The organism is Aurantimonas sp. A3-2-R12, from assembly GCF_036016755.1.
Classification (GTDB): domain Bacteria; phylum Pseudomonadota; class Alphaproteobacteria; order Rhizobiales; family Rhizobiaceae; genus Aurantimonas; species Aurantimonas coralicida_A.
Genome location: NZ_JAYXIH010000013.1, coordinates 49,520 through 69,393, shown reverse-complemented (window position 1 = coordinate 69,393; position 19,874 = coordinate 49,520). Strand labels below are relative to the sequence as shown.

The following is a 19,874-nucleotide window of genomic DNA, read 5'->3' as shown; positions in this document are numbered from 1 at the left end:
ATCGTGTGCGTCCACACATGCTCGTGACATGCGAGTCTGGAGGAGACGCAGATGGCTCTGGATACATCCCGATGGAGGTCGTCACCAATATACGACTTTGTCGACGATCTCGTCGCCCCGGATCTCGCCTGGGAATGGTTGCGCCGCAATGCCGGCTATCAGCGCGACTACGCTGAAGTCGAACGCCCCGACACGGACCGTCAGCGCCTGACGAAGATGGTGCGGATGCGCTGGGGGTTGCAATTTCCTTGTGAGCCCAACTTTCAGCGCCACCGAAACGACGGTGTTCTGGGCGCCGGAAGCCGACCCAGGCACAGTCATGCTCGCCGCGATCCCGCCATTGCCGGGCATGCAAGACGCTGCCCCACCTGATCTGGATATTGCCAGCGCGCGCCTCAGCGAAGATGGGCTAAGCCTGGTCCATGGCGAAGGTGCCGCGGCGATCCCCATTCTCCTGCTCGGCAACGCTCAGCCCGATCAGCCGCTCGCGGCACTTGTTCCGCTCGACGCCGACGGCCTCGATCGCATCGACGCCGTTACGCGGCTTTGGCGCGTGCTGCACCATCGCCCCTTCCTCCCCGATACGCGCCTGACGGCTCAACAGCGCCGACGGCTGCGTCACATGCTGCAAGCCGTCGACGGCAGCACAAACGGGGCGAGCTACCGCGAGATCGCCAACATCATCTTCGGCGCATCGCGCATAGCCGCCGATCCCTGGAAGACCTCGGCGCTGCGAGACAGCACCATCGACCTCGTCAAGGACGGCCTCGCCATGATCGCCGGCGGCTATCGCAAACTTCTGCGCCATCGCCGCAAGTCCTGACACGCATTGTCTCCCGACAGGGGGTGCGAATTTAGCTGGCCCTTCTTCGCCATCCCCCCGCGCGGCGCTTCTCCGCCACCGTGACCTTCGTCCGCCGCTGATCGCCAGCGGCCTCAACGAACCCCACGGAGGCCCGATCATGTCCCCTAATCTCACCGGCTTGCCGCCACGCTACCTGCGTACTCCCGAAGCCGCCCGATTCCTGGGCCTGTCCGGCCGCACCCTGGAGAAGCACCGGACCTACGGGACCGGCCCCGGCTATCGCAAGCTCGGAGGGCGCGTCGTCTACGCGATCGACGACCTGCAGGCCTGGGCCGACCGCGGCGCCGTCACCTCGACCTCCGATCCTCGCGGCACCGTCCTGCCCGCCAAGCGCCACGAGACCGTGCCGCCCGCCTTTGCCGGCCGGCACGCCCGCTGACCGTCGCGGCGGTTCCCTCAATGCCGGTGCGCCATCGCCCCCTGTCGGAACGCGGACAGCTCGAACTGTTCCGTGCGCGCGGCGGCGATCTCGCACCCCGAGACGCGCAGGATCTCATGGCCTATCCCTTCTTCAGCCTCTCCAAATCCCATCGGACCCAGCCGATCGACTTCGTCGCCGGCGACGTATCCATCCGCGTCGAGGCCGTGCCCGATCACGGCATGGCGACCATCTGGGACGCCGACATCCTGATCTGGGCCGCGAGCCAGCTCGTCGAGGCGCGCGACGCCGGGCTGCGCACCTCGCGCCTAATGGCGGCGACACCCTACGAAATCCTCACCTTCATCGGACGTGGCGTCGGCGCTCGCGACTACCAGCGCCTCAAGGCGGCGCTCGATCGCCTGCAATCGACAACGGTGGCGACGACGATCCGCCAGCCCGCCGAGGGTCGCCGGCACCGCTTCTCCTGGATCAACGAATGGGTCGAGCGCACGGACCCGCGCGGCCGTCCCGCCGGCATCGAACTGATCGTCCCCGACTGGTTCTACCAGGCAGTCCTCGACGATGCCCTCGTGCTCACGATCGACCGCGACTACTTTTCGCTGACGGGCGGGCTCGATCGCTGGCTCTATCGGATCGTGCGCAAGCATGGCGGCCGCCAGCGCGCCGGCTGGCGCTTCGACTTCCGCCATCTCTACCTGAAGTCCGGCAGCCTCTCGCCCTTCAAGCGATTTGCCTTCGAGCTGCGTGACATCGTCCGCCGCCAGCCGCTGCCCGGATACACCCTGTTCATCGAGGTTGAGATCGGCGGCCGGGTGCTGCTCGCTTTCGAGCCATCGCCCTGTGGAAAACCTGTGGACGGCCTCGTGCTATCAGGAACCCGCACTATCGTGCCATCGGGAACCGCAGGCTCGTGCTATCGGGAACCCAAACAGGGGTTAAGCCCTTCGACAGCAAGCGAAAATCGCGCCCTTAACTTAGAATCTAACACAGAATCTAACTCTTATAGAGCGCGCGGCGTTGTTGAAAACTCCGCCGAAGGTGGCTGTCGGTTTCCCCAAATGTGTGGACTGGGGGCCGAAAATGAGTGACCGGCTCCTTAAATCGTGGACTGGTGTCCCTTTAATCGTAGACCGGCGCAACGGTGAGCCTCCTTCTCAAAAGAATCCTGCGACGTCTCCATGGACCGTGCATGCGCAACAGCCGATCCGCGACATAGATCGTGATCTCGGCCCTGAAGCGCCGCAGTGCTTCGTTCTGCACACGGTTTACCCGCCAGCGCGGTTCATCGGGCGAGGCGGCGGCGATCCACTCGGCCAGCTGAGCGGCCTGCAATCCGGAAAGCTGTCCACTCGGTCGTTCGAGTGCAGCTTCGAGTCCGCCCCGCGCGCCGCGTTTGATCCAGCGATGCAGAGTTCGCGGGAGAACGTCGGCGACTTCGGCGGCGGCCTCGACGGACAGACCCTCGCGTACATCTGCGATCGCCATGAGTCGGGCGCGACGATGTGGCAGCCGCTCACGGACAGCTTGCGCGCGCAGCTCTTCGCCTGTCTGGGGCAAGTTATCGATCCAGGCACGCCACCAACCGCGTTCGCCGTCGTTCCGCTCATCCGGCCAAGCCGTCAGGAACAACGCCCCGACCTTATCGCGTGTCGCTGGATCAAGATTGGGCCAGCGCAGCATCTGCCGGCGCGGGCGCACGGCGTGCAACATTGCAAGTGCGGCTTGCGTTCGTGCCGGCCACGCCTCGAACATCCATGCCAAGATCGCCAGACTCTGATAGCTGTCGGCCGGTTCTCCCAACGGCGCTGCGCTCAGATCGCGAGCGATCCGCGCAAAGAGCACGTCGCGGGCAGCCTGCTTGGTGTCGATCCACACGGTGCCCAGCAATGCGTCGAACAGAGCCGCGGCCACAGGCCAGCCGATTTTGCCGATCTCCGGCAAATCCACGACACCGGCTGGTCGGCTTTCGATCATGCGCCGCTGAAACCGCAAGACCGGCTCCGGTGCGAGCAGGGTCGCCATGCGGGTCAACCGATGTGCGCAGCGCCGACAGCGATCCGGTGCAAAGTGCTCACCACACGACAATGCCGGCAGGCGCAGCTTCGCTCCACATTGGGGACAGGCTCGCACCAACAGCGTGCCGTGTCTTGGACATGCGGCCAACCATCCGAGTGTCCATGTACGCCGGACATAGGGAGCCTCGTCTTCGGCAAAACAATCGGGACAGACCCCGATGCGGCCCGTTTGGTGCGACGGCCGTTCAGCCGTGAAGCGCTGACGGCTAAACCGTTCCGGCACAGCGTCGTCGTGCCCGTCATCAGCCCAATCGTTGAAACTGAGCGAACGGATCAGCTCTCCCGACACCCCCGTGCCATGCACAAGCGCCGCGACGACGAGGGGATCGGGCTTGCGCCACCAATCCGGGTGCCTCGTCAAGCCGATCTCACCATCACCAAGCAACAAGGCTTCCGGCGAGACACCGAACGGTTCGGCGAACCGAAGCAACCAGGACGCCAGCGCTTCGTCCGGTATCGGTGCAATCCGTGCCGGCAGCGACCGCGGTGCGCTGACTATCTCCGCATCGAGAAACTCGACTTCGTAAATATCAGCCGGCGACACGTCGGCGCTCCGTGGGAGGAATGAAACCGATGTCGTCGATTTTTTCGATGCGGATGCGTTCTTCGCCGGCGGCAACGGCCGCCACCGCGGCAGTCGTGACCAGGCTGACCACCTCTCCGAGGATGCCCTCCGCGGCGCTTAGCAGCTTTTGCGCGAAGACCGGTTCTTCCATGCCCGACCGTTCGCGCAGCGGCAGCATCGCCTCCAGCGTGTTGAGGAGCCGCAGGTACTCCGCATCGTACCGCCATGGCGGCAAGCCGAACGGCGTGAACCGGTTGGCAAGCTGGTCATCGCTCTGGATTGCGCGCAACGCCTCCGCGGTTCCGACGGCTACCAGCGGAATTTGTAGCTCGTTGCCGAGCCAGCGCAGCAGGTTGAGGAAGCGACGTTGTTGCGCCCGCGAGCCCGACAAGATGTTGTGGACCTCGTCGATGACGAGCAGCCGCACATCCGTCGCGCGCAGTATCCGCATCGCCATATCCTGCTTGACCGCCAGCCGATCATGGTTGCGATCGGGTGCGCCTAGCGCTTCCAGCACGGCAGCAAAGAACAGCCGCTCGTCCGGCGCCGGCGGCATCTGGACCTTTAAGACGGGCACCGAGATAGCACCCTCCGAGGCATCGACGGTATCGCGCAAATGCGCGCGCTTGAACTTCTCGACGATCATGGTCTTGCCGTTGTTGCTGGGGCCGACCAGCAGCAAGTTCGGCATACGGGTGCGCTTCGGGAACGTCAGAAGATCGTCCATCGCCGCCAGGGCGGCTTCCGCCCGTGCATAGCCGATCCACCGATCTGCGCGGATGCGCTGGATGCGAATCTCGCCAGGCGCATCGGCGAGCGCGCGAACCTGCGGCAGCAGATGCGGGTAGGAGGGATTGCTCATGTCCATTCCTCCACGTTCTTGAACAACCGCTGATCGGCGGGCAGGGGCTCGATCGTTGGAGCGGATTCAACCGCGCTGGCGGCTGGACGCCGTTCTGTCACCACGCCATCAAGGCGAAGCCGCCGCTCTCGTTGACGACGCGCAGTCTTGGTCTCCGCGCTGGCGCGCTCCGCAATACCGCGCATTGCGTCAATTGCTGTGAAGATAGCGTCCTCGTTGATCTCGGCACGGCCTTCGTCCCGCAACCGCGTCAGCGCCAGTCGATGCTCCCACAGGCTGATCGCCGGCCGACGCAGATCTCGATAGCTGAGGTCATAGTAGCGTCCGTCGGGTGCGAGCAGATGGACCCGGCTGAGATCGCGTGGATCGTACCGAACGATCATCCGCTCCCGCTCGCCGATCCAGGTGCGCAGCACATCGGCCCAATAGCCGATCGAATGCAGGAACACGCCTTCGCGGCGGACAAGCCGCCGCTCCATCGGCAGAAAGTCGATCAGGAAGCGGCGCGGATCGTCGATTGCGGTTGGCATGCCCCGGCCCGAGACCTGTCCATCGCCCAGGATTCCGCGCTCCCAGGCCGCGACCGGCGTCGTGCCGATCCCGCGATGCAAATCGTGGTGATAAACACCGACGATTGCGTGGGCGAGCCAGCGTTCGATCTCGTCAAGCGTCAATGCCGCCGTGTCTTCCGGCTTCCAATCTCCCTTGGCACGAACATCCGAGAAAGTGGTGCCAGGCAAGAGGTGAACCTTGCCCATCATGGTCCCGATCAGCCGTTCGATATGGCCGCCATAGTGCGGCGTCCTTACCGGACGATAGTCGACGGCGATCCCATACTGCTCGCAGCCGCGCTTCAGCGCCTCGGAATGGAACTCCTTGGCGTTGTCGAGGTGCAACCGCTCGATCAACCCCTGGACAGGCCAATCTCCGGCGACACCACGCGCCATCAGCCAGCCGGCCTTCGGCAGAACGGCATGGGCGATACACAGCGCGACCGACGTGGCGGATGGCGGTTCGAGCGCCAAATGGAACCCCGCGACACAGCGCGAGTGGACATCGATTGCAATGGTCAACCACGGCCGCTGGATCGGTTGTCGTGTGACACTGTCGACCGCGATCACGTCTACCAGCGTGTGGTCTATCTGAACAAGTGCGAGTGGCCAAGGCGCCGTCAGAGAACCCGTCGCTGGTCCGAAGCGATCACGTGCGGCCTTGCCGCCGGATCGCTTTGCCAACACCTCGACCGACGCACGTTGTCCAATCCGCAGGTTGATTGCCTTGCGGCTTGGCTTCGGCAGTCCCAGCGTCCGGCAGCGCCGGTGCACTTCGGTCACCAGATCGCTGACTCGGGGCCGCTGACGGCTGAGAAAGATCCCGTCAATGGCGGCCTGCACCACCTCGTCGACCTCTGCAGGCAGAAAAAGCTGGCCCTGTCGCCGTCCGCGGCGGCCTGGCAGGAGACTCGTTACACGCGGGTCGGCGAGATAGCGCGACAGCAGTCGATAAACGACTGTGGCACTGCAGCCGAGCGTCCGAGCAGCCCCCTCGGCATCGCTTCGCGTCCGCTCCGGTGCCTTTGCCAGAACACTGATCACCTCAAAACGACGACGCGCCTCATGCCAATCAGCAAAGGGAACGTCCGCAAGATCGGGCGTGTCGACCGCGCCACTCACGTCAATCTCACCGGAGAATTGGGGTGTATCGGCGCGGTGAGGTCGACTTTGAGAACGCCCCGCGCGATGAGCCGCCAAACCACACCCAGCGCCATCGCACGGTCGCAGGACATCGCATCGACGATACGCCCGAAAGTCGGCTCGCAGAGCGTTCGCGCGGCTCCCAAAGCGCGTTCGGATGTTGCCGGATCGAGTGGCGCTTTGCGTAGCGGTAGCAGCCGTCTGGCATTGTCGAGCAGAGGTCCCCGGATGCCGCGCTCGGTCGCGATGCGAAAACGTCCGCCGTTCTTTCTCGCCATCGCCCGCGCCGCAACAAAGCCTGGCCGCAGTCGCGCCCATTGGGCGCGCAGATCGACGCGGTACTTTACCTCGACCAACTCTGAGCGTCCGTCGCTCCAGATCACGCGGAAATCCGGCGTGTATCGGCGCAGCCGTGCGCCATCCTGGAACTCGATTGTGATCGGCTGCGAGGCAATCACGGCGCCGGCGTCGAGAAAGTTCGTCAGCAGCACGAAATCCCGTTCGAGCGCACTCTCGTGCTCGACCGCCTCTCCATCAACCGGCCGAAAGCCTGTGATGTGCGAACGCCGACTGAGCGGGATGCGTCTCATCGATCCCTCCGACTCACCATCGTGCGAGGTGAGTCTACGCCCAGCCGCTGCAGCCAGTCCACGATTTAAGGAGCCAGTCAATGATTCAAGGGAAATCACACCATGCAGAAAGTCGTGCAAAGACTCGAAAATCCAGCGCCGCCCAGAATCGGATTCAAGGAAAAACGACAGTGGCAGTAACGCCAGAACATCGAAGCTACCTGGCAAGCTCAAACGCACCACGTCTTTCAGTAAATCCGGTGCCGCCCGCCCCGATACCCCTGCGTTCCCCGAACTGCCCTTCGACCGGAAATCTCGGGGGGCACAATGATCGTTGCCCTCCTCAATCAGAAAGGCGGCGTCGGCAAGACGACGCTTGCGCTGCACCTCGCCGGACAATGGGCCAGAACGGGAAAGCGCGTCACGCTGATCGATGCCGACCCGCAGGGCTCGGCGCTCGACTGGTCTGAACAGCGGGCGCATGAAGGTCTGCCGCGGCTGTTCGGCGTCGTCGGCCTGGCGCGTGACACGCTGCATCGCGAAGCGCCCGAGTTGGCGCGTGACGCCGATCACGTCGTCATCGACGGGCCGCCCCGTATCGCTGGGCTGATGCGCTCGGCGCTGCTCGCCGCCGATCTCGCGCTGATCCCCGTACAACCGTCGCCCTTCGATGGCTGGGCGTCAGCCGAGATGCTGTCGCTGATCCGGGAGGCGCTGATCTACCGTCCGGAGCTCGCCGCCCGCTTCGTGCTAAATCGCTGCGCCACGCGCACCGTCATCGCGCGCGAAACGGCCGAGACCCTGGCCGATCACGATCCGCCCGTGCTCGCCACGACCATCGGCCAGCGCGTCGCCTTCGCCGATGCCGCGCGATCGGGCCGCCTCGTCTTTGAAACAGACGAGGACAGCCCGGCAGCACGCGAGATCGCGATCTTCGCCACCGAGGTCGGGAGGACCGCGCCATGAACGGGCGATCCCCGAAGCGCGGCTTCGCCGCACGTCCCGGCACCGCCGAGGACTGGATAAAGGAATCCGAGACGGCGCCGGGCCGAAGCGATGACGCCTCGACGTTCACCGCCCGGCTGACGATCGACGTCACGCCGGAGTTGCGCGGCCGCATCAAGATCACCGCTTTTGGGCGTGGTGTCACCGTCGCCGACATGCTGCGCGACCTGCTCGCCCGCGAATTTCCCGAGAGCCAAGGAGATAATCCATGACCGGCAACGCGGCCCACCGCGTGCGCGGCGGCCCGTTGCCGGCCGTCGCCGCACCCTTCACCACACTCGTCGAACTGACCTGGCTCGAAAAGAAGATCGAGCACTGGATCAGGTTCGGCCGCGAGGTTCACGAACAGATCCTCGACCGGCGCAGGCGCATCGTCGGCTTCGCCCCGAACACGACCTTCGCCTTCGTCCGTTGGGCCGCGAACGACTTCGGCACGGTCATCTCGCGCATCGACATCGTGCGCGCGGTTCGATCCGGCGAGCCGTTCCAGACGCTGCCGTTCGTCCGACCTGGCGGCGACATCCTGCTCAAGGTCGAGGGCTGGCCGAAGGTCGAGCGGGTGCTCCAGTTCATCGACGCCATCGAGGCGCTCGGCATCGATCCGATCGACGCCGCGCCCGATCATTGGCGACACGTCCACAACCGTCTGAGCGCAGGCCATGAACCGCGCGCCTACACCCGCGAGCGCCATGACGCCTGGCTCCAGCGCCGGAGGGTCGCGCCATGACCCGCTTCGGCTACGTCATGACGACGTACTTCTGCGTGCTCGCGATCGGTGGACTGTCCTTTGTCCATGTCGCGCCGAGGCTGATCTGGAACGCATCGGCCAGTACGCCGATCGGCCTCTACGCGATCCATCCGGCCGAGCACCTCGAAGTCACGGACCTGGTCGCCGTGGACGCGCCCGATCCGCTCGCTGGCTTCCTGGCTGAACGCAGATACCTGCCGCGCGGTGTGCCGCTGATGAAGCGGGTCGTCGGCCTTCCCGGGCAAGAAGTCTGCCGCACCGGCGGCGCCATCACCGTCGACGGCAACGCGATGGGTACGGCGCTCGAACGCGACCGGCTCGGCCGACCGTTGCCGGTCTGGCGGGGCTGCCGCCGCATCCACAGCGGCGAGGTCTTCCTCATGAACTGGGACGTCCGCGACAGCCTCGACGGCCGCTACTTCGGGCCGATTCAAGCCAGCTCGATCATCGGCCGCGCCACCCCGCTCTGGACCGACGAGGACGGGACTGGCCGCTACGAATGGCGCGCTCCGACCCGCTGATCGCGCCGGATCTCATCAACCCCACCGCAGAAAGGACCACCAATGCCACAGATCGGAGAGTTCACCCGCACGAAGTCCGGATATTCAGGCCACCTTCGCACGCTCACCCTCGACGTGCAGCTCACCCTCGTTCCGGCCGATCCGTCGGATGCCGAGAATGCGCCGGATTACCGCGTTCATCTCGGCGACGACGGCGATGGCGCTGAGGTGGGCCCAGAGGTTGGAGCCGCCTGGAAGCGCACCGGAGAGAAGGCCGGCGAATACCTCTCGCTGCTGTTCGACGATCCCGTCTTCATGCAGCCGGTCCGCGCCAACCTGTTCCGATCCGACGCCGACAAAGCATCGTGGTCGCTGCACTGGAATCGTCCGCCCAAGCGCGGCGAGCGGGAGTGACGCCATGCCGATCACTCGCCACCGCTCCGCCGCCGGCCATCCCAAGGTCGCCCGCCGTTCCGCCCTCCTCCTCCTTTCCGGCCTTCTTTCGATCGCCGCCTTGCCTGCCGCCACGCTCGCGCAGAGTGCGCCGATCGAACGGGCCACTATCGCCGACCCTTACGCGGTGATCATTGCCGAGGCCTCGCAGCGTTTCGGCATTCCGGAGGGCTGGATTCGCGCGGTGATGCGGGTTGAAAGCCACGGCGACGTGCGGGCTTTGTCCCCCGCAGGCGCGATGGGACTGATGCAAATCATGCCGGCGACCTGGGCCGAGCTGCGCATCCGCCATCGGCTCGGCGGCGATCCCTATGACGCACGCGACAACATTCTTGGAGGCGCGGCCTATCTGCGCGAGATGCACGACCGCTACGGATCGCCCGGCTTCCTGGCCGCCTACAATGCTGGGCCCGGGCGCTACGAGGAATATCTCGCTGCGGGCCGCGCGCTGCCGGCCGAGACACGCGCCTATGTCGCCGCGCTTGCGCCCTTTATCGGCGGTGAAGATCTTTCCGGCGCTATCAGGGTCGCTGTCGCCGACCCGCGTTCGTGGACACGCGCGCCGCTCTTCGTCGGGCAGTCCGAACGCCCATCGACCGCCGATCCTGAGCAGCCCAATCGTCGATCCGGCGACGATCTGGCTACGGCACATGGTCGCGATCCTTCCACCATCACGCCGCGGTCAAACGGCCTGTTCGTCGCGCGATCCGGCGAGGAAGGTCCGCGATGAGGGGATTACCTGCGGTTCGAAGTCTGGCGTGTCATGGCGTGTCATGGAGGGTGCGAAGGTGGGAGGATGGAAACACGACCGGGAGATGGCGGGATAAAAGGGCGCGAGGTGCGCCTTGGTTCGGTCGTGTGTTTTCAAGGGTTTACGCGACGATTTCGCGAGGCGCGCCTGACTGGCGCAGCCTGCGGCTTCCGCGTTTTCATAAGGATCTCAGGGCTTTTGCGCGATGTGCGGGTTCCCTGCCATGAGCGGCGAGGACGATTTCCGCATCCGGCCTGGCCGCATCCGCTCATCCGGCAATCAGCGCGCGCGGCCCTTCATCGCGCAGGCGCTCGCCGCCGCCCAGAAGGCCGGCGGCCGTGTCTCCCGCTCCGGCAAGATCACCTCCGGCAATCGCTCACGCTTCGGACGTGGCGTGCGCGCCAGCGTCCAGGCCAACCGGCTGCTGACCAGCCGCTCGCGGGGGGCCGTCATCAAGACCCGTGTGGTCCGGCATTCGGCTCGGTCCGCGCCGCTCGCCGCCCATCTTGGATATCTGAAGCGCGAGGGCGTCACCCGTGATGGAGAGAAAGCCCATCTGTTCGGCCCGGAAGCCGACGACGTCGATGCGAAGGATTTCGTGGAGCGGTGCGAGGACGACCGGCATCATTTCCGGTTCATCGTCTCACCCGAGGATGCGGTGGAGATGTCGGACCTCAAGACCTTCACCCGCGACCTCATGGGTCAGATGAAGAAGGATCTCGGCACGAAACTGGATTGGGTCGGCGTCGATCACTGGAACACCGAGCATCCGCATATCCACGTCATCGTGCGAGGCCGCGCCGATGATGGCCAGGACCTCGTCATCTCCCGCGACTACATCAAGGAGGGCATGCGGGCTCGCGCCCAGGATCTAATCACCCAGGAGTTGGGTCCGCGCACCGATCAGGAAATCCGGCGGACACTCGAGCGCCAGATCGATAGCGAGCGCTGGACCAATCTTGACCGCCAGCTCGCGCGCGACAGCTATCGCACCGGCGTCGTCGATCTCGCCCCGCACGCTGACCGCCAACCCGACGAATTCCATGCCCTCAAGGTCGGCCGGCTACGCAAGCTCGAATCCCTCGGCCTCGCCGACCAGATCGGCCCGGGCCAATGGGTGATGGCGGAGAACGCCGAGGCGACGCTGCGCGAATTGGGCGAGCGCGGCGACATCATCAAGCGCATCCATCGCGGGCTCACCGAGCGGGGCATCGAACGTGGCGCATCGAGCTACGTGCTGGCCGGCGAGAGCCTCGACGATCCGGTTATCGGGCGTCTGGTCGATCGCGGCCTCGACGACGAGTTGAAGGGCACGGCCTATGCCGTGGTCGACGGCGTCGATGGCCGCACCCATCACATCAAGCTGCCCGACCTCGATGCGGCGGGCGACAGTGCGCCGGGCTCCATCGTCGCACTGCGCAAGTTCGACGATGCGCAGGGGCGACGACGCGTGGCGCTCGCTGTCCGCTCCGACCTCTCCATCGAACGCCAGATTTCTGCGACAGGCGCGACCTGGCTTGATCGGCAGGCGATCGCCCGCGAGCCCGTCGCGCTCGGCGGCGGGGGATTCGGCGCGGAGGTGAGCGGCGCCCTGGATCGACGCGCGGAGCATCTGATCGAACAGGGTTTCGCCGAGCGCCAGGGGCGTAGCGTGATCTTCGCGCGCAACCTCATCGACACGCTTCGTCGCCGCGATGTGGAAGCCCTCGGCGAGAAGCTTGCCGCCGAGACCGGACGGACGCTCGGCCGATCCACGAATGGTGAGTATGTCGCCGGCACTTATCGGCAGCGTTTCGCGCTCGCGTCCGGCCGGTACGCGATGATCGACGACGGGCTCGGCTTCCAGCTCGTGCCCTGGTCACCTTCGCTCGAAAAGCAACTCGGCCGCCACGTTTCCGGCATCGCCCGCGGCGACGGCGGCATCGACTGGAGCTTCGGCCGGAAACGCGGGCTCGGACTTTAGCCCGCCCGTCATCTTGAACAGAAGGGACCGACAACGATGTCCGCCACCAAAATCCTCTGGGGCCAGATCCTCATCGTCATACTGATCGTGCTGTTCACGACCTGGGCCGCGACGCAGTGGACGACCTGGCAGCTCGGCTTCCAGCCGCAGCTTGGTGAACCATGGTTCAGCCTGATTGGGATTCCCGTCTACTATCCCCCGGCGTTTTTCTGGTGGTGGTATTTCTACGACGCCTATGCGCCGTCGATCTTCGTCGAGGGCGCCTATATCGCCGCGTCGGGCGGCTTCATCTCGATTGCGGTCGCTATTCTCATGTCGGTTTGGCGCGCCCGCGAGGCGAAGAACGTCCAGACCTATGGCTCGGCGCGATGGGCTCGCCTCGACGAGGTGAAGGGCGCGGGGCTGCTCGGTCCGGACGGCGTGGTGCTCGGCAAGCTCGATCGCGCCTATCTCCGTCACGACGGGCCGGAGCATGTGCTGTGTTTCGCGCCAACCCGATCCGGCAAGGGCGTCGGTCTTGTGGTGCCATCGCTCCTGACCTGGCCTGGCTCGGCGATCGTCCACGACATCAAGGGGGAGAACTGGCAGCTCACCGCCGGCTTCCGCGCAAAGCACGGCCGGGTGCTGCTGTTCGATCCGACCAACGCGAAATCGTCGGCCTATAATCCGCTGTTAGAGGTGCGCCGCGGCGAATGGGAAGTACGCGACGTCCAGAATATCGCCGACATCCTGGTCGACCCCGAGGGTTCGCTGGAGAAGCGCAATCATTGGGAAAAAACCAGCCACGCGCTTCTCGTCGGCGCCATCCTTCATGTCCTCTACGCGGAAACCGACAAGACGCTGGCCGGCGTCGCGGGATTCCTTTCCGACCCGAAGCGCCCGATCGAATCCACGCTCGCCGCCATGATGAAGACGGCGCATCTCGGCAAAGCCGGCACGCATCCCGTCATCGCCAGCGCCGCGCGTGAGCTCCTGAACAAATCCGACAACGAACGATCCGGCGTTCTCTCCACCGCGATGTCGTTCCTCGGCCTCTATCGCGATCCCGTGGTGGCCGAGGTGACGCGGCGCTGCGATTGGCGCATCAGCGATATTGTCGGCGGCGCGCGCCCCACCACACTCTACCTCGTCGTGCCGCCGTCCGACATCAACCGCACCAAGCCGCTGATCCGCCTGATCCTCAACCAGATCGGGCGACGGCTCACCGAGGATCTGCATGCAAAGGCGGATCGGCATCGGGTGCTCCTCATGCTGGACGAATTTCCGGCGCTCGGCCGCCTCGATTTCTTCGAGTCCGCGCTTGCCTTCATGGCTGGGTACGGCCTGAAGGCGTTCCTGATCGCGCAGTCGCTGAACCAGATCGAGAAGGCCTATGGCCCGAACAACTCGATCCTCGACAACTGCCATGTCCGAGTGAGTTTCGCGACCAACGACGAGCGCACCGCCAAGCGAGTGTCCGACGCACTCGGCGCCGCGACCGAGATGCGGGTGATGAAGAACTATGCCGGCCATCGGCTCTCGCCATGGCTCGGTCATCTGATGGTCTCGCGTTCGGAAACCGCGCGACAATTGCTGACGCCGGGGGAAGTGATGCAGCTTCCGCCCACTGAGGAGATCGTCATGGTGGCGGGCGCCCCGCCGATCCTGGCGAAGAAGGCGCGCTACTACGAGGATGCGAGACTCCAGGAACGCATCCTGCCGCCGCCCGTGCTCACCAAACCGAAGAACGCGAGACCCGACGACTGGAGCGCGCTGCCGCTGCCACCGCGTCTCGAGATCGAAGAGCAGGAGCCGCGAGACGGACGGGACAATGACGACGATCCCACGGATTCGGAGCGTCGCCACCAGCCCGAATTGAACAAGGCGAAGACCATCGAGAAGAAGGAGCCGATCGACAACGAGTTCGCACCCGACCCCGCCGACGATATGGAGGACGACACCGCCCGCATCAGCCGGATGGACCGGACCATGCGCCAGATCGCCCGTCAGGCGTCGCTCGATCCCGGCGACGGCGTCGATCTGTGAGGCTCGCCATGATCAAGACTCCGAAGAAGCAGCGCCTGTCCGTCTATGTCGACCCCGACGTGATGAAGAGCCTGGCCGACTACGCCGCGCGGCGGGATCAGTCGCGCTCGCTGATCGCCGAGGCCGCCATCGCCTCTTTCATGTCGCCGGACGCCGCCGATCGCCAGGAGGCGGCGACCACGAAGCGCCTCGACCAGCTCGACCGCCGCATGACCCGGATGGAACGCGACCTCGGCATCTCGGTCGAGACGCTCGCCGTGTTCGTGCGTTTCTGGCTGACCACCAATCCGCCGCTACCGGAACCCGCGCAGGCCGCCGCCCGCGCCAAGGCAGGCGAGCGCTATGACGCCTTCGTGGTCGCGCTCGGCCGCCGACTCGCCAAGGGCCCGAAGCTCCGGCAGGAGATTTCCGAAGACGTTCCCGGCGTCGACGAGGCCGAATAGTCTTCATTCAATCGATCTCAAGTATTCGGTCGTTCCGCCGTTCACCTGTATTTCCACGCCAGGCTACGACGACCATACTCTGGTTGTTGCAACGCCCCATTTCCTGCCTCTTCTACTGATCCCCGATCCAGGGCCGGCCAAACGGTCCCTGAACGCAAGGGGACGACATGGCGGCTTCTCACCAGCAATCCGAGGCGACACTCCGAGGCGCGCGCATGTTGCGCACCGCCCTCGGCCCCGCGATCGCCCGGTTTCTGGAAGACCCCAGCGTCGTCGAGGTGATGCTCAACCCGGACGGGCGACTCTGGATCGACCGGCTCTCCGAAGGTCTGTCCGACACGGGTGAGCGGCTGTCCCCCGCCGATGGCGAACGCATCGTCCGCCTCGTCGCCCACCATGTCGGCGCGGAGGTTCATGCCGGGAGCCCTCGGGTTTCGGCCGAGCTGCCCGAGACGGGGGAGCGGTTCGAGGGGTTGCTGCCCCCGGTCGTTACGGCCCCGGCCTTCGCCATCCGTAAACCGGCCGTCGCCGTCTTCACGCTCGGCGATTATGTCGCCGCCGGCATCATGAATGAGGGCCAGGCCGAGACGCTGCGCATCGCGGTCACTGAGCGAAAGAACATCCTGGTCGCCGGCGGCACATCAACCGGCAAGACCACGCTCACCAATGCGCTCCTGGCCGAGGTCGCCAAGACCGACGACCGCGTCGTGCTCATCGAGGATACCCGCGAGCTGCAATGCGCCGCGCCGAACCTCGTCGCGCTCCGCACCAAGGACGGCGTCGCCTCGCTGTCGGACCTCGTGCGCTCGTCGCTGCGCCTTCGTCCAGACCGCATTCCGATCGGCGAGGTCCGGGGCGCGGAAGCCCTCGATCTCCTCAAGGCCTGGGGAACCGGCCATCCCGGCGGCGTCGGCACGATCCATTCCGGCTCGGCGATCGGCGCGCTGCGCCGGATGGAGCAGTTGATCCAGGAAGCGGTCGTCACGGTCCCGCGCGCGTTGATCGCCGAGACCATCGATCTCGTCGCCGTCCTCGCCGGCCGCGGCTCGCACCGCCGCCTCGTGGAACTCGCCCGTGTCGATGGCCTCGGTCCCGACGGCGACTACCGCGTCATCCCCGCAGCCCCCGTCCACACAGGAGATCCTTCATGATCCGTCACGCTCTGCGCATTCGTCGTCACATCGCGGCGGTCGCCTCTGTCACCTTCGTCAGCATGATGCTGGCGCCCGCCGCTCACGCCTCCGGCTCCTCCATGCCGTGGGAAGCGCCGCTGCAATCGATCTTGCAGTCGATCGAAGGCCCGGTCTCCAAGATCATCGCGGTGATGATCATCATCATCACCGGCCTGACGCTCGCCTTCGGCGACACGTCGGGCGGCGCCCGCAAGCTGATCCAGATCGTGTTCGGGCTGTCGATCGCTTTCGCGGCCAGCTCGTTCTTCCTGAGCTTCTTCTCGTTCGGCGGCGGGGCGCTCGTCTGATGGCCCAGTTTGCCGGAGAAGAGCCGGTCCCCGGATTCACCGTGCCGGTTCACCGCGCGCTGACCGAGCACATCCTGCTCGGCGGAGCGCCGCGCGCGATCGCCATCCTCAACGGCACGCTGGCCGCGGCACTCGGCCTCGGCCTGCGCCTCTGGCTGGTCGGCCTGGGCCTTTGGGTGGTTGGGCATTTCGCCGCCGTCTGGGCGGCCAAGCGCGATCCGATGTTCGTCGATGTCGTGCGCCGGCACCTGCGCATCCCCGGCCACCTGAGCGTCTGAAGGTCCCGCCATGATGAACCTTGCCGAATATCGCCGCACCTCGACCCGCCTCGCGGACTTCCTGCCGTGGGCGGCGCTCGCGGGCGATGGCGTCGTGCTCAACAAAGACGGATCGCTCCAGCGCACGGCGCGCTTTCGCGGTCCCGATCTCGATTCCGCGGTTGCCGCCGAGTTGGTCGCCGTGGCCGGACGCCTCAACAACGCTTTTCGCCGCCTCGGCTCCGGCTGGGCGATCTTCGTCGAGGCGCAGCGCCATGGCGTGGACGCTTATCCGGCCGGCCGCTTTCCCGACGCCGCATCGGCCCTGGTCGACGCCGAGCGCAAGGCCGACTTCGAGGAAGACGCCTCGCACTACGAGTCGAGCTACTTCCTCAGCTTCGTCTATCTGCCGCCGGCCGAGGACGCCGCGCGTGCCGAGAGCTGGCTCTACGAGGGCAAGGCCGAAAAGGGCGTCGATCCCCACGAGATCCTGCGCGGCTTCGCCGATCGCACCGACCGCGTCCTCCAGCTCGTCGAAGGCTTCATGCCGGAATGCCGCTGGCTCGATGACGGTGAGACGCTGACCTATTTGCATTCCTGCGTCTCGACCAAACGCCAACGCGTGCGCGTGCCCGAAACGCCGATGTATCTCGATGCGCTGCTCGCCGACCAGCCGCTCACCGGCGGGCTCGAGCCGCGCCTCGGCAACGCCCACCTCCGCGTGCTGACCATCGTCGGCTTCCCGACGGCGACGACTCCGGGTCTGCTCGACGACCTCAACCGGCTGGCCTTCCCTTACCGCTGGTCGACGCGCGCCATCCTGCTCGACAAGACCGACGCCACCAAGCTGCTGATCAAGATCAGGCGGCAGTGGTTCGCCAAGCGCAAGTCGATCGCCGCCATCTTGAAGGAGGTGATGACCAACGAGGCTTCCGCCCTGGTCGACACCGACGCGGCCAATAAGGCGGCCGACGCCGACATGGCGTTGCAGGAACTCGGCGCCGATTATGCCGGCCAAGCATATGTGACCGCGACCGTCACCGTCTGGGACAACGATCCACGCATCGCCGCCGAGAAATTGCGTCTGGTCGAGAAGGTCATCCAGGGCCGCGACTTCACAGCGATGGCTGAGACCATCAACGCCGCCGATGCCTGGCTCGGGTCGCTGCCCGGCCATGTCTACGCCAATGTTCGGCAGCCACCGATTTCCACGCTCAATCTCGCCCACATGATCCCGCTTTCAGCGGTGTGGGCGGGGCCGGAACGGGACGAGCATTTTGCAGCCCCCCCTCTGCTCTTCGGCAAGACCGAAGGCTCCACCCCGTTCCGGTTTTCCCTTCATGTCGGCGACGTCGGCCACACGCTCGTCGTCGGCCCAACCGGCGCCGGCAAGTCGGTGCTGCTGGCGCTGATGGCGCTCCAGTTCCGTCGCTACGCCGGGGCGCAGGTCTTCGCCTTCGACTTCGGCGGTTCAATCCGGGCGGCGGCGCTCGCCATGGGCGGCGACTGGCACGATCTCGGCGGCGGCCTGACCGACGGCGCGGAAACCTCCGTCTCGCTCCAGCCGCTCGCCCGTATTCATGACACGCCCGAGCGCGCCTGGGCCGCCGACTGGATCGTCGCGATCCTGATGCGCGAAGGCATCACGATCACGCCGGAGGTGAAAGAGCATCTCTGGTCGTCGCTGACCTCGCTCGCCTCCGCACCGGTCGCCGAGCGAACCCTGACGGGCCTGTCGGTCCTACTTCAGTCGCAGACGCTCAAGCGCGCCCTGCAACCCTATTGCGTCGGCGGCCCGTATGGCCGGTTGCTCGACGCCGAAAGCGAGCGCCTCGGTGAAGCGGAAGTCCAGGTCTTCGAGACCGAGGGCCTGATCGGCACCGGGGCGGCCGCGGCCGTTCTCGCGTATCTCTTCCATCGCATCGAGGACCGTCTCGACGGCCGGCCGACGCTGCTGATCGTCGACGAGGGCTGGCTGGCGCTGGACGATGAAGGCTTCGCCGGCCAGCTCCGCGAATGGCTGAAGACGCTGCGCAAGAAGAACGCCAGTGTCATCTTCGCCACCCAGAGCCTCTCCGACATCGACGGTTCGGCGATCGCGCCCGCGATCATCGAGAGTTGCCCGACCCGGCTATTGCTGCCGAACGAACGCGCCATCGAGCCGCAGATCATGGCGATCTATCGGCGCTTCGGGCTCAACGACCGGCAGATCGAGATCCTCGCCCGCGCCATGCCCAAGCGCGACTACTACTGCCAGTCGCGCCGCGGCAACCGGCTGTTCGAGCTGGGGCTGGGCGACGTTGCCCTCGCGCTCTGCGCGGCGTCGTCGAAGACCGACCAGACCGCCATCGCGCGGATTATGGCCGAGCATGGCCGCGACGAGTTCCTGTCCGCCTGGCTGCGCCACCGCGATGTCGCCTGGGCCGCCGACCTGATCCCCGACCTCACCAACCTGGAGATATCGTCATGATCGTCCGTCGCTCCCGCGCGGCGCTTCTCGCCGCGTCCATTCTGTCGCTTCCAGCCGCTCTGTCGCCGGTCTTCGTCCAGCCCGCCGCCGCGCAATGGGTCGTCTATGACCCGACGAACTACGTTCAGAACGTCCTCACCGCGGCACGGTCACTGCAGCAGATCAACAACCAGATCACCGCGTTGCAGAACCAGGCGCAGGGTCTGATCAATCAGGCCCGCAACCTCGCAAGCCTGCCCTTTTCCTCGCTCCAACAGCTTCAGCAATCCGTGCAGCGGACGCAACAGCTTCTTGCCCAAGCGCAGAGCATCGCGTTCGACGTCCAGCAGATCGACCGGGCGTTCCAGACAACCTACGGGAACGCCTCGCTCTCGGCGACCGATCAGCAGCTCGTCAGCCAGGCGCGCGAGCGCTGGCAGAACACGGTGGGCGGGCTGCAGGACGCCATGCGGGTGCAGGCCGGCGTCGTCGGCAACATCGACACCAACCGCACGCAGATGTCGGCGCTGATCGGCCAGAGCCAGGGCGCGACCGGCGCGCTGCAGGCGAGCCAGGCCGGCAACCAGCTCCTCGCTCTCCAGGCGCAGCAACTCGCCGACCTCACCGCGGTCGTCGCGGCGAACGGGCGCGCGCAGTCGCTGCAATCCGCCGAGCAGGCGGCCGCGGCCGAACAGGGCCGTGAGCAGCGCCGACGCTTCCTCACGCCCGGCGCCGGCTACCAGCCGGGCAACGCCAAGATGTTCAACAACGGCAACTGAGGGCGGAGC

Annotated in this window: 22 protein-coding genes; 18 read left to right on the top strand and 4 right to left on the bottom strand. The window is 65.9% G+C overall.

The features are described from left to right. Positions 1-51: 51 nt before the first annotated feature. From VSX60_RS09015 to VSX60_RS09000, 4 genes are all read left to right on the top strand, one after another. Complete coding sequence (locus VSX60_RS09015) at positions 52-372, top strand: transcriptional regulator domain-containing protein (protein WP_327623822.1); 321 nt, start codon at positions 52-54, stop codon at positions 370-372. Further along, positions 320-823, top strand: coding sequence for a DUF2285 domain-containing protein (locus tag VSX60_RS09010; RefSeq protein ID WP_327623821.1), 504 nt, complete (start codon positions 320-322; stop codon positions 821-823). Before VSX60_RS09015 ends, VSX60_RS09010 begins: the two co-directional genes overlap by 53 nt. Positions 824-962: 139 nt before the next feature. Beyond that, positions 963-1,244: a helix-turn-helix transcriptional regulator gene (locus VSX60_RS09005; RefSeq protein WP_327623820.1), complete on the top strand. Its 282-nt coding sequence runs from the start codon at positions 963-965 to the stop codon at positions 1,242-1,244. Positions 1,245-1,264: 20 nt separating this feature from the next. After that, a complete protein-coding gene (locus VSX60_RS09000) occupies positions 1,265-2,335 on the top strand; it encodes a replication initiator protein A (protein WP_327623819.1) in 1,071 nt (356 codons plus the stop codon). A gap of 31 nt (positions 2,336-2,366) precedes the next feature. On the opposite strand, the gene VSX60_RS08995 is transcribed toward VSX60_RS09000, so the two are convergent. The 4 genes from VSX60_RS08995 to VSX60_RS08980 are packed head-to-tail and all read right to left on the bottom strand — an operon-like array spanning position 2,367 to position 7,255. After that, a complete protein-coding gene (locus VSX60_RS08995; protein WP_327623818.1) occupies positions 2,367-3,866 on the bottom strand; it encodes a TniQ family protein in 1,500 nt (499 codons plus the stop codon). Beyond that, complete coding sequence (locus VSX60_RS08990; protein WP_327623817.1) at positions 3,853-4,749, bottom strand: TniB family NTP-binding protein; 897 nt, start codon at positions 4,747-4,749, stop codon at positions 3,853-3,855. Before VSX60_RS08990 ends, VSX60_RS08995 begins: the two co-directional genes overlap by 14 nt. Then, positions 4,746-6,422 carry a Mu transposase C-terminal domain-containing protein gene (locus tag VSX60_RS08985; protein WP_327623816.1) on the bottom strand — a complete coding sequence of 559 codons (1,677 nt, stop codon included), beginning with the start codon at positions 6,420-6,422 and terminating at the stop codon, positions 4,746-4,748. The genes VSX60_RS08990 and VSX60_RS08985 overlap by 4 nt, the downstream gene beginning before the upstream one ends. Further along, complete coding sequence (locus VSX60_RS08980; protein WP_327623815.1) at positions 6,419-7,255, bottom strand: TnsA endonuclease N-terminal domain-containing protein; 837 nt, start codon at positions 7,253-7,255, stop codon at positions 6,419-6,421. The genes VSX60_RS08985 and VSX60_RS08980 overlap by 4 nt, the downstream gene beginning before the upstream one ends. Before the next feature lie 84 nt (positions 7,256-7,339). On the opposite strand from VSX60_RS08980, the gene parA reads away from it, so the two are divergent. The 14 genes from parA to trbJ all read left to right on the top strand — a co-directional run bounded on the left by parA (position 7,340) and on the right by trbJ (position 19,865). Beyond that, positions 7,340-7,978, top strand: coding sequence for a ParA family partition ATPase (gene parA, locus VSX60_RS08975; protein ID WP_327623814.1), 639 nt, complete (start codon positions 7,340-7,342; stop codon positions 7,976-7,978). Further along, entirely contained in the window at positions 7,975-8,229 is a 255-nt protein-coding gene (locus VSX60_RS08970; RefSeq protein WP_327623813.1) for a hypothetical protein, read from the top strand. Before parA ends, VSX60_RS08970 begins: the two co-directional genes overlap by 4 nt. Next, the gene (locus tag VSX60_RS08965; protein ID WP_327623812.1) at positions 8,226-8,744 is read left to right on the top strand and encodes a DUF2840 domain-containing protein; all 519 of its coding nucleotides are present in this window, start codon (positions 8,226-8,228) and stop codon (positions 8,742-8,744) included. Before VSX60_RS08970 ends, VSX60_RS08965 begins: the two co-directional genes overlap by 4 nt. Beyond that, positions 8,741-9,286: a S26 family signal peptidase gene (locus VSX60_RS08960; protein WP_327623811.1), complete on the top strand. Its 546-nt coding sequence runs from the start codon at positions 8,741-8,743 to the stop codon at positions 9,284-9,286. Before VSX60_RS08965 ends, VSX60_RS08960 begins: the two co-directional genes overlap by 4 nt. Positions 9,287-9,328: 42 nt before the next feature. Next, on the top strand, positions 9,329-9,679 hold the full coding sequence (locus tag VSX60_RS08955) for a DUF736 domain-containing protein (protein WP_327623810.1): 351 nt from the start codon (positions 9,329-9,331) through the stop codon (positions 9,677-9,679). A gap of 4 nt (positions 9,680-9,683) precedes the next feature. After that, the gene (locus VSX60_RS08950) at positions 9,684-10,448 is read left to right on the top strand and encodes a lytic transglycosylase domain-containing protein (protein ID WP_327623809.1); all 765 of its coding nucleotides are present in this window, start codon (positions 9,684-9,686) and stop codon (positions 10,446-10,448) included. A 244-nt stretch (positions 10,449-10,692) separates the two neighbouring features. Next, on the top strand, positions 10,693-12,432 hold the full coding sequence (locus VSX60_RS08945) for a relaxase/mobilization nuclease domain-containing protein (RefSeq protein WP_327623845.1): 1,740 nt from the start codon (positions 10,693-10,695) through the stop codon (positions 12,430-12,432). A gap of 36 nt (positions 12,433-12,468) precedes the next feature. Next, a complete protein-coding gene (locus VSX60_RS08940) occupies positions 12,469-14,457 on the top strand; it encodes a conjugal transfer protein TraG (protein WP_327623808.1) in 1,989 nt (662 codons plus the stop codon). 8 nt (positions 14,458-14,465) lie between these two features. Next, a complete protein-coding gene (locus VSX60_RS08935; protein WP_327623807.1) occupies positions 14,466-14,900 on the top strand; it encodes a CopG family transcriptional regulator in 435 nt (144 codons plus the stop codon). Positions 14,901-15,067: 167 nt separating this feature from the next. Next, on the top strand, positions 15,068-16,051 hold the full coding sequence (gene trbB / locus VSX60_RS08930; protein ID WP_327623806.1) for a P-type conjugative transfer ATPase TrbB: 984 nt from the start codon (positions 15,068-15,070) through the stop codon (positions 16,049-16,051). Beyond that, positions 16,048-16,380 carry a TrbC/VirB2 family protein gene (locus tag VSX60_RS08925; RefSeq protein WP_327623805.1) on the top strand — a complete coding sequence of 111 codons (333 nt, stop codon included), beginning with the start codon at positions 16,048-16,050 and terminating at the stop codon, positions 16,378-16,380. Before trbB ends, VSX60_RS08925 begins: the two co-directional genes overlap by 4 nt. Further along, positions 16,380-16,658 carry a VirB3 family type IV secretion system protein gene (locus VSX60_RS08920; protein ID WP_324505891.1) on the top strand — a complete coding sequence of 93 codons (279 nt, stop codon included), beginning with the start codon at positions 16,380-16,382 and terminating at the stop codon, positions 16,656-16,658. Before VSX60_RS08925 ends, VSX60_RS08920 begins: the two co-directional genes overlap by 1 nt. Before the next feature lie 10 nt (positions 16,659-16,668). Then, entirely contained in the window at positions 16,669-19,107 is a 2,439-nt protein-coding gene (trbE, locus tag VSX60_RS08915; RefSeq protein ID WP_327623804.1) for a conjugal transfer protein TrbE, read from the top strand. After that, positions 19,104-19,865: a P-type conjugative transfer protein TrbJ gene (gene trbJ, locus VSX60_RS08910; protein WP_327623803.1), complete on the top strand. Its 762-nt coding sequence runs from the start codon at positions 19,104-19,106 to the stop codon at positions 19,863-19,865. Before trbE ends, trbJ begins: the two co-directional genes overlap by 4 nt. The last annotated feature ends 9 nt before the right edge of the window (positions 19,866-19,874 follow it).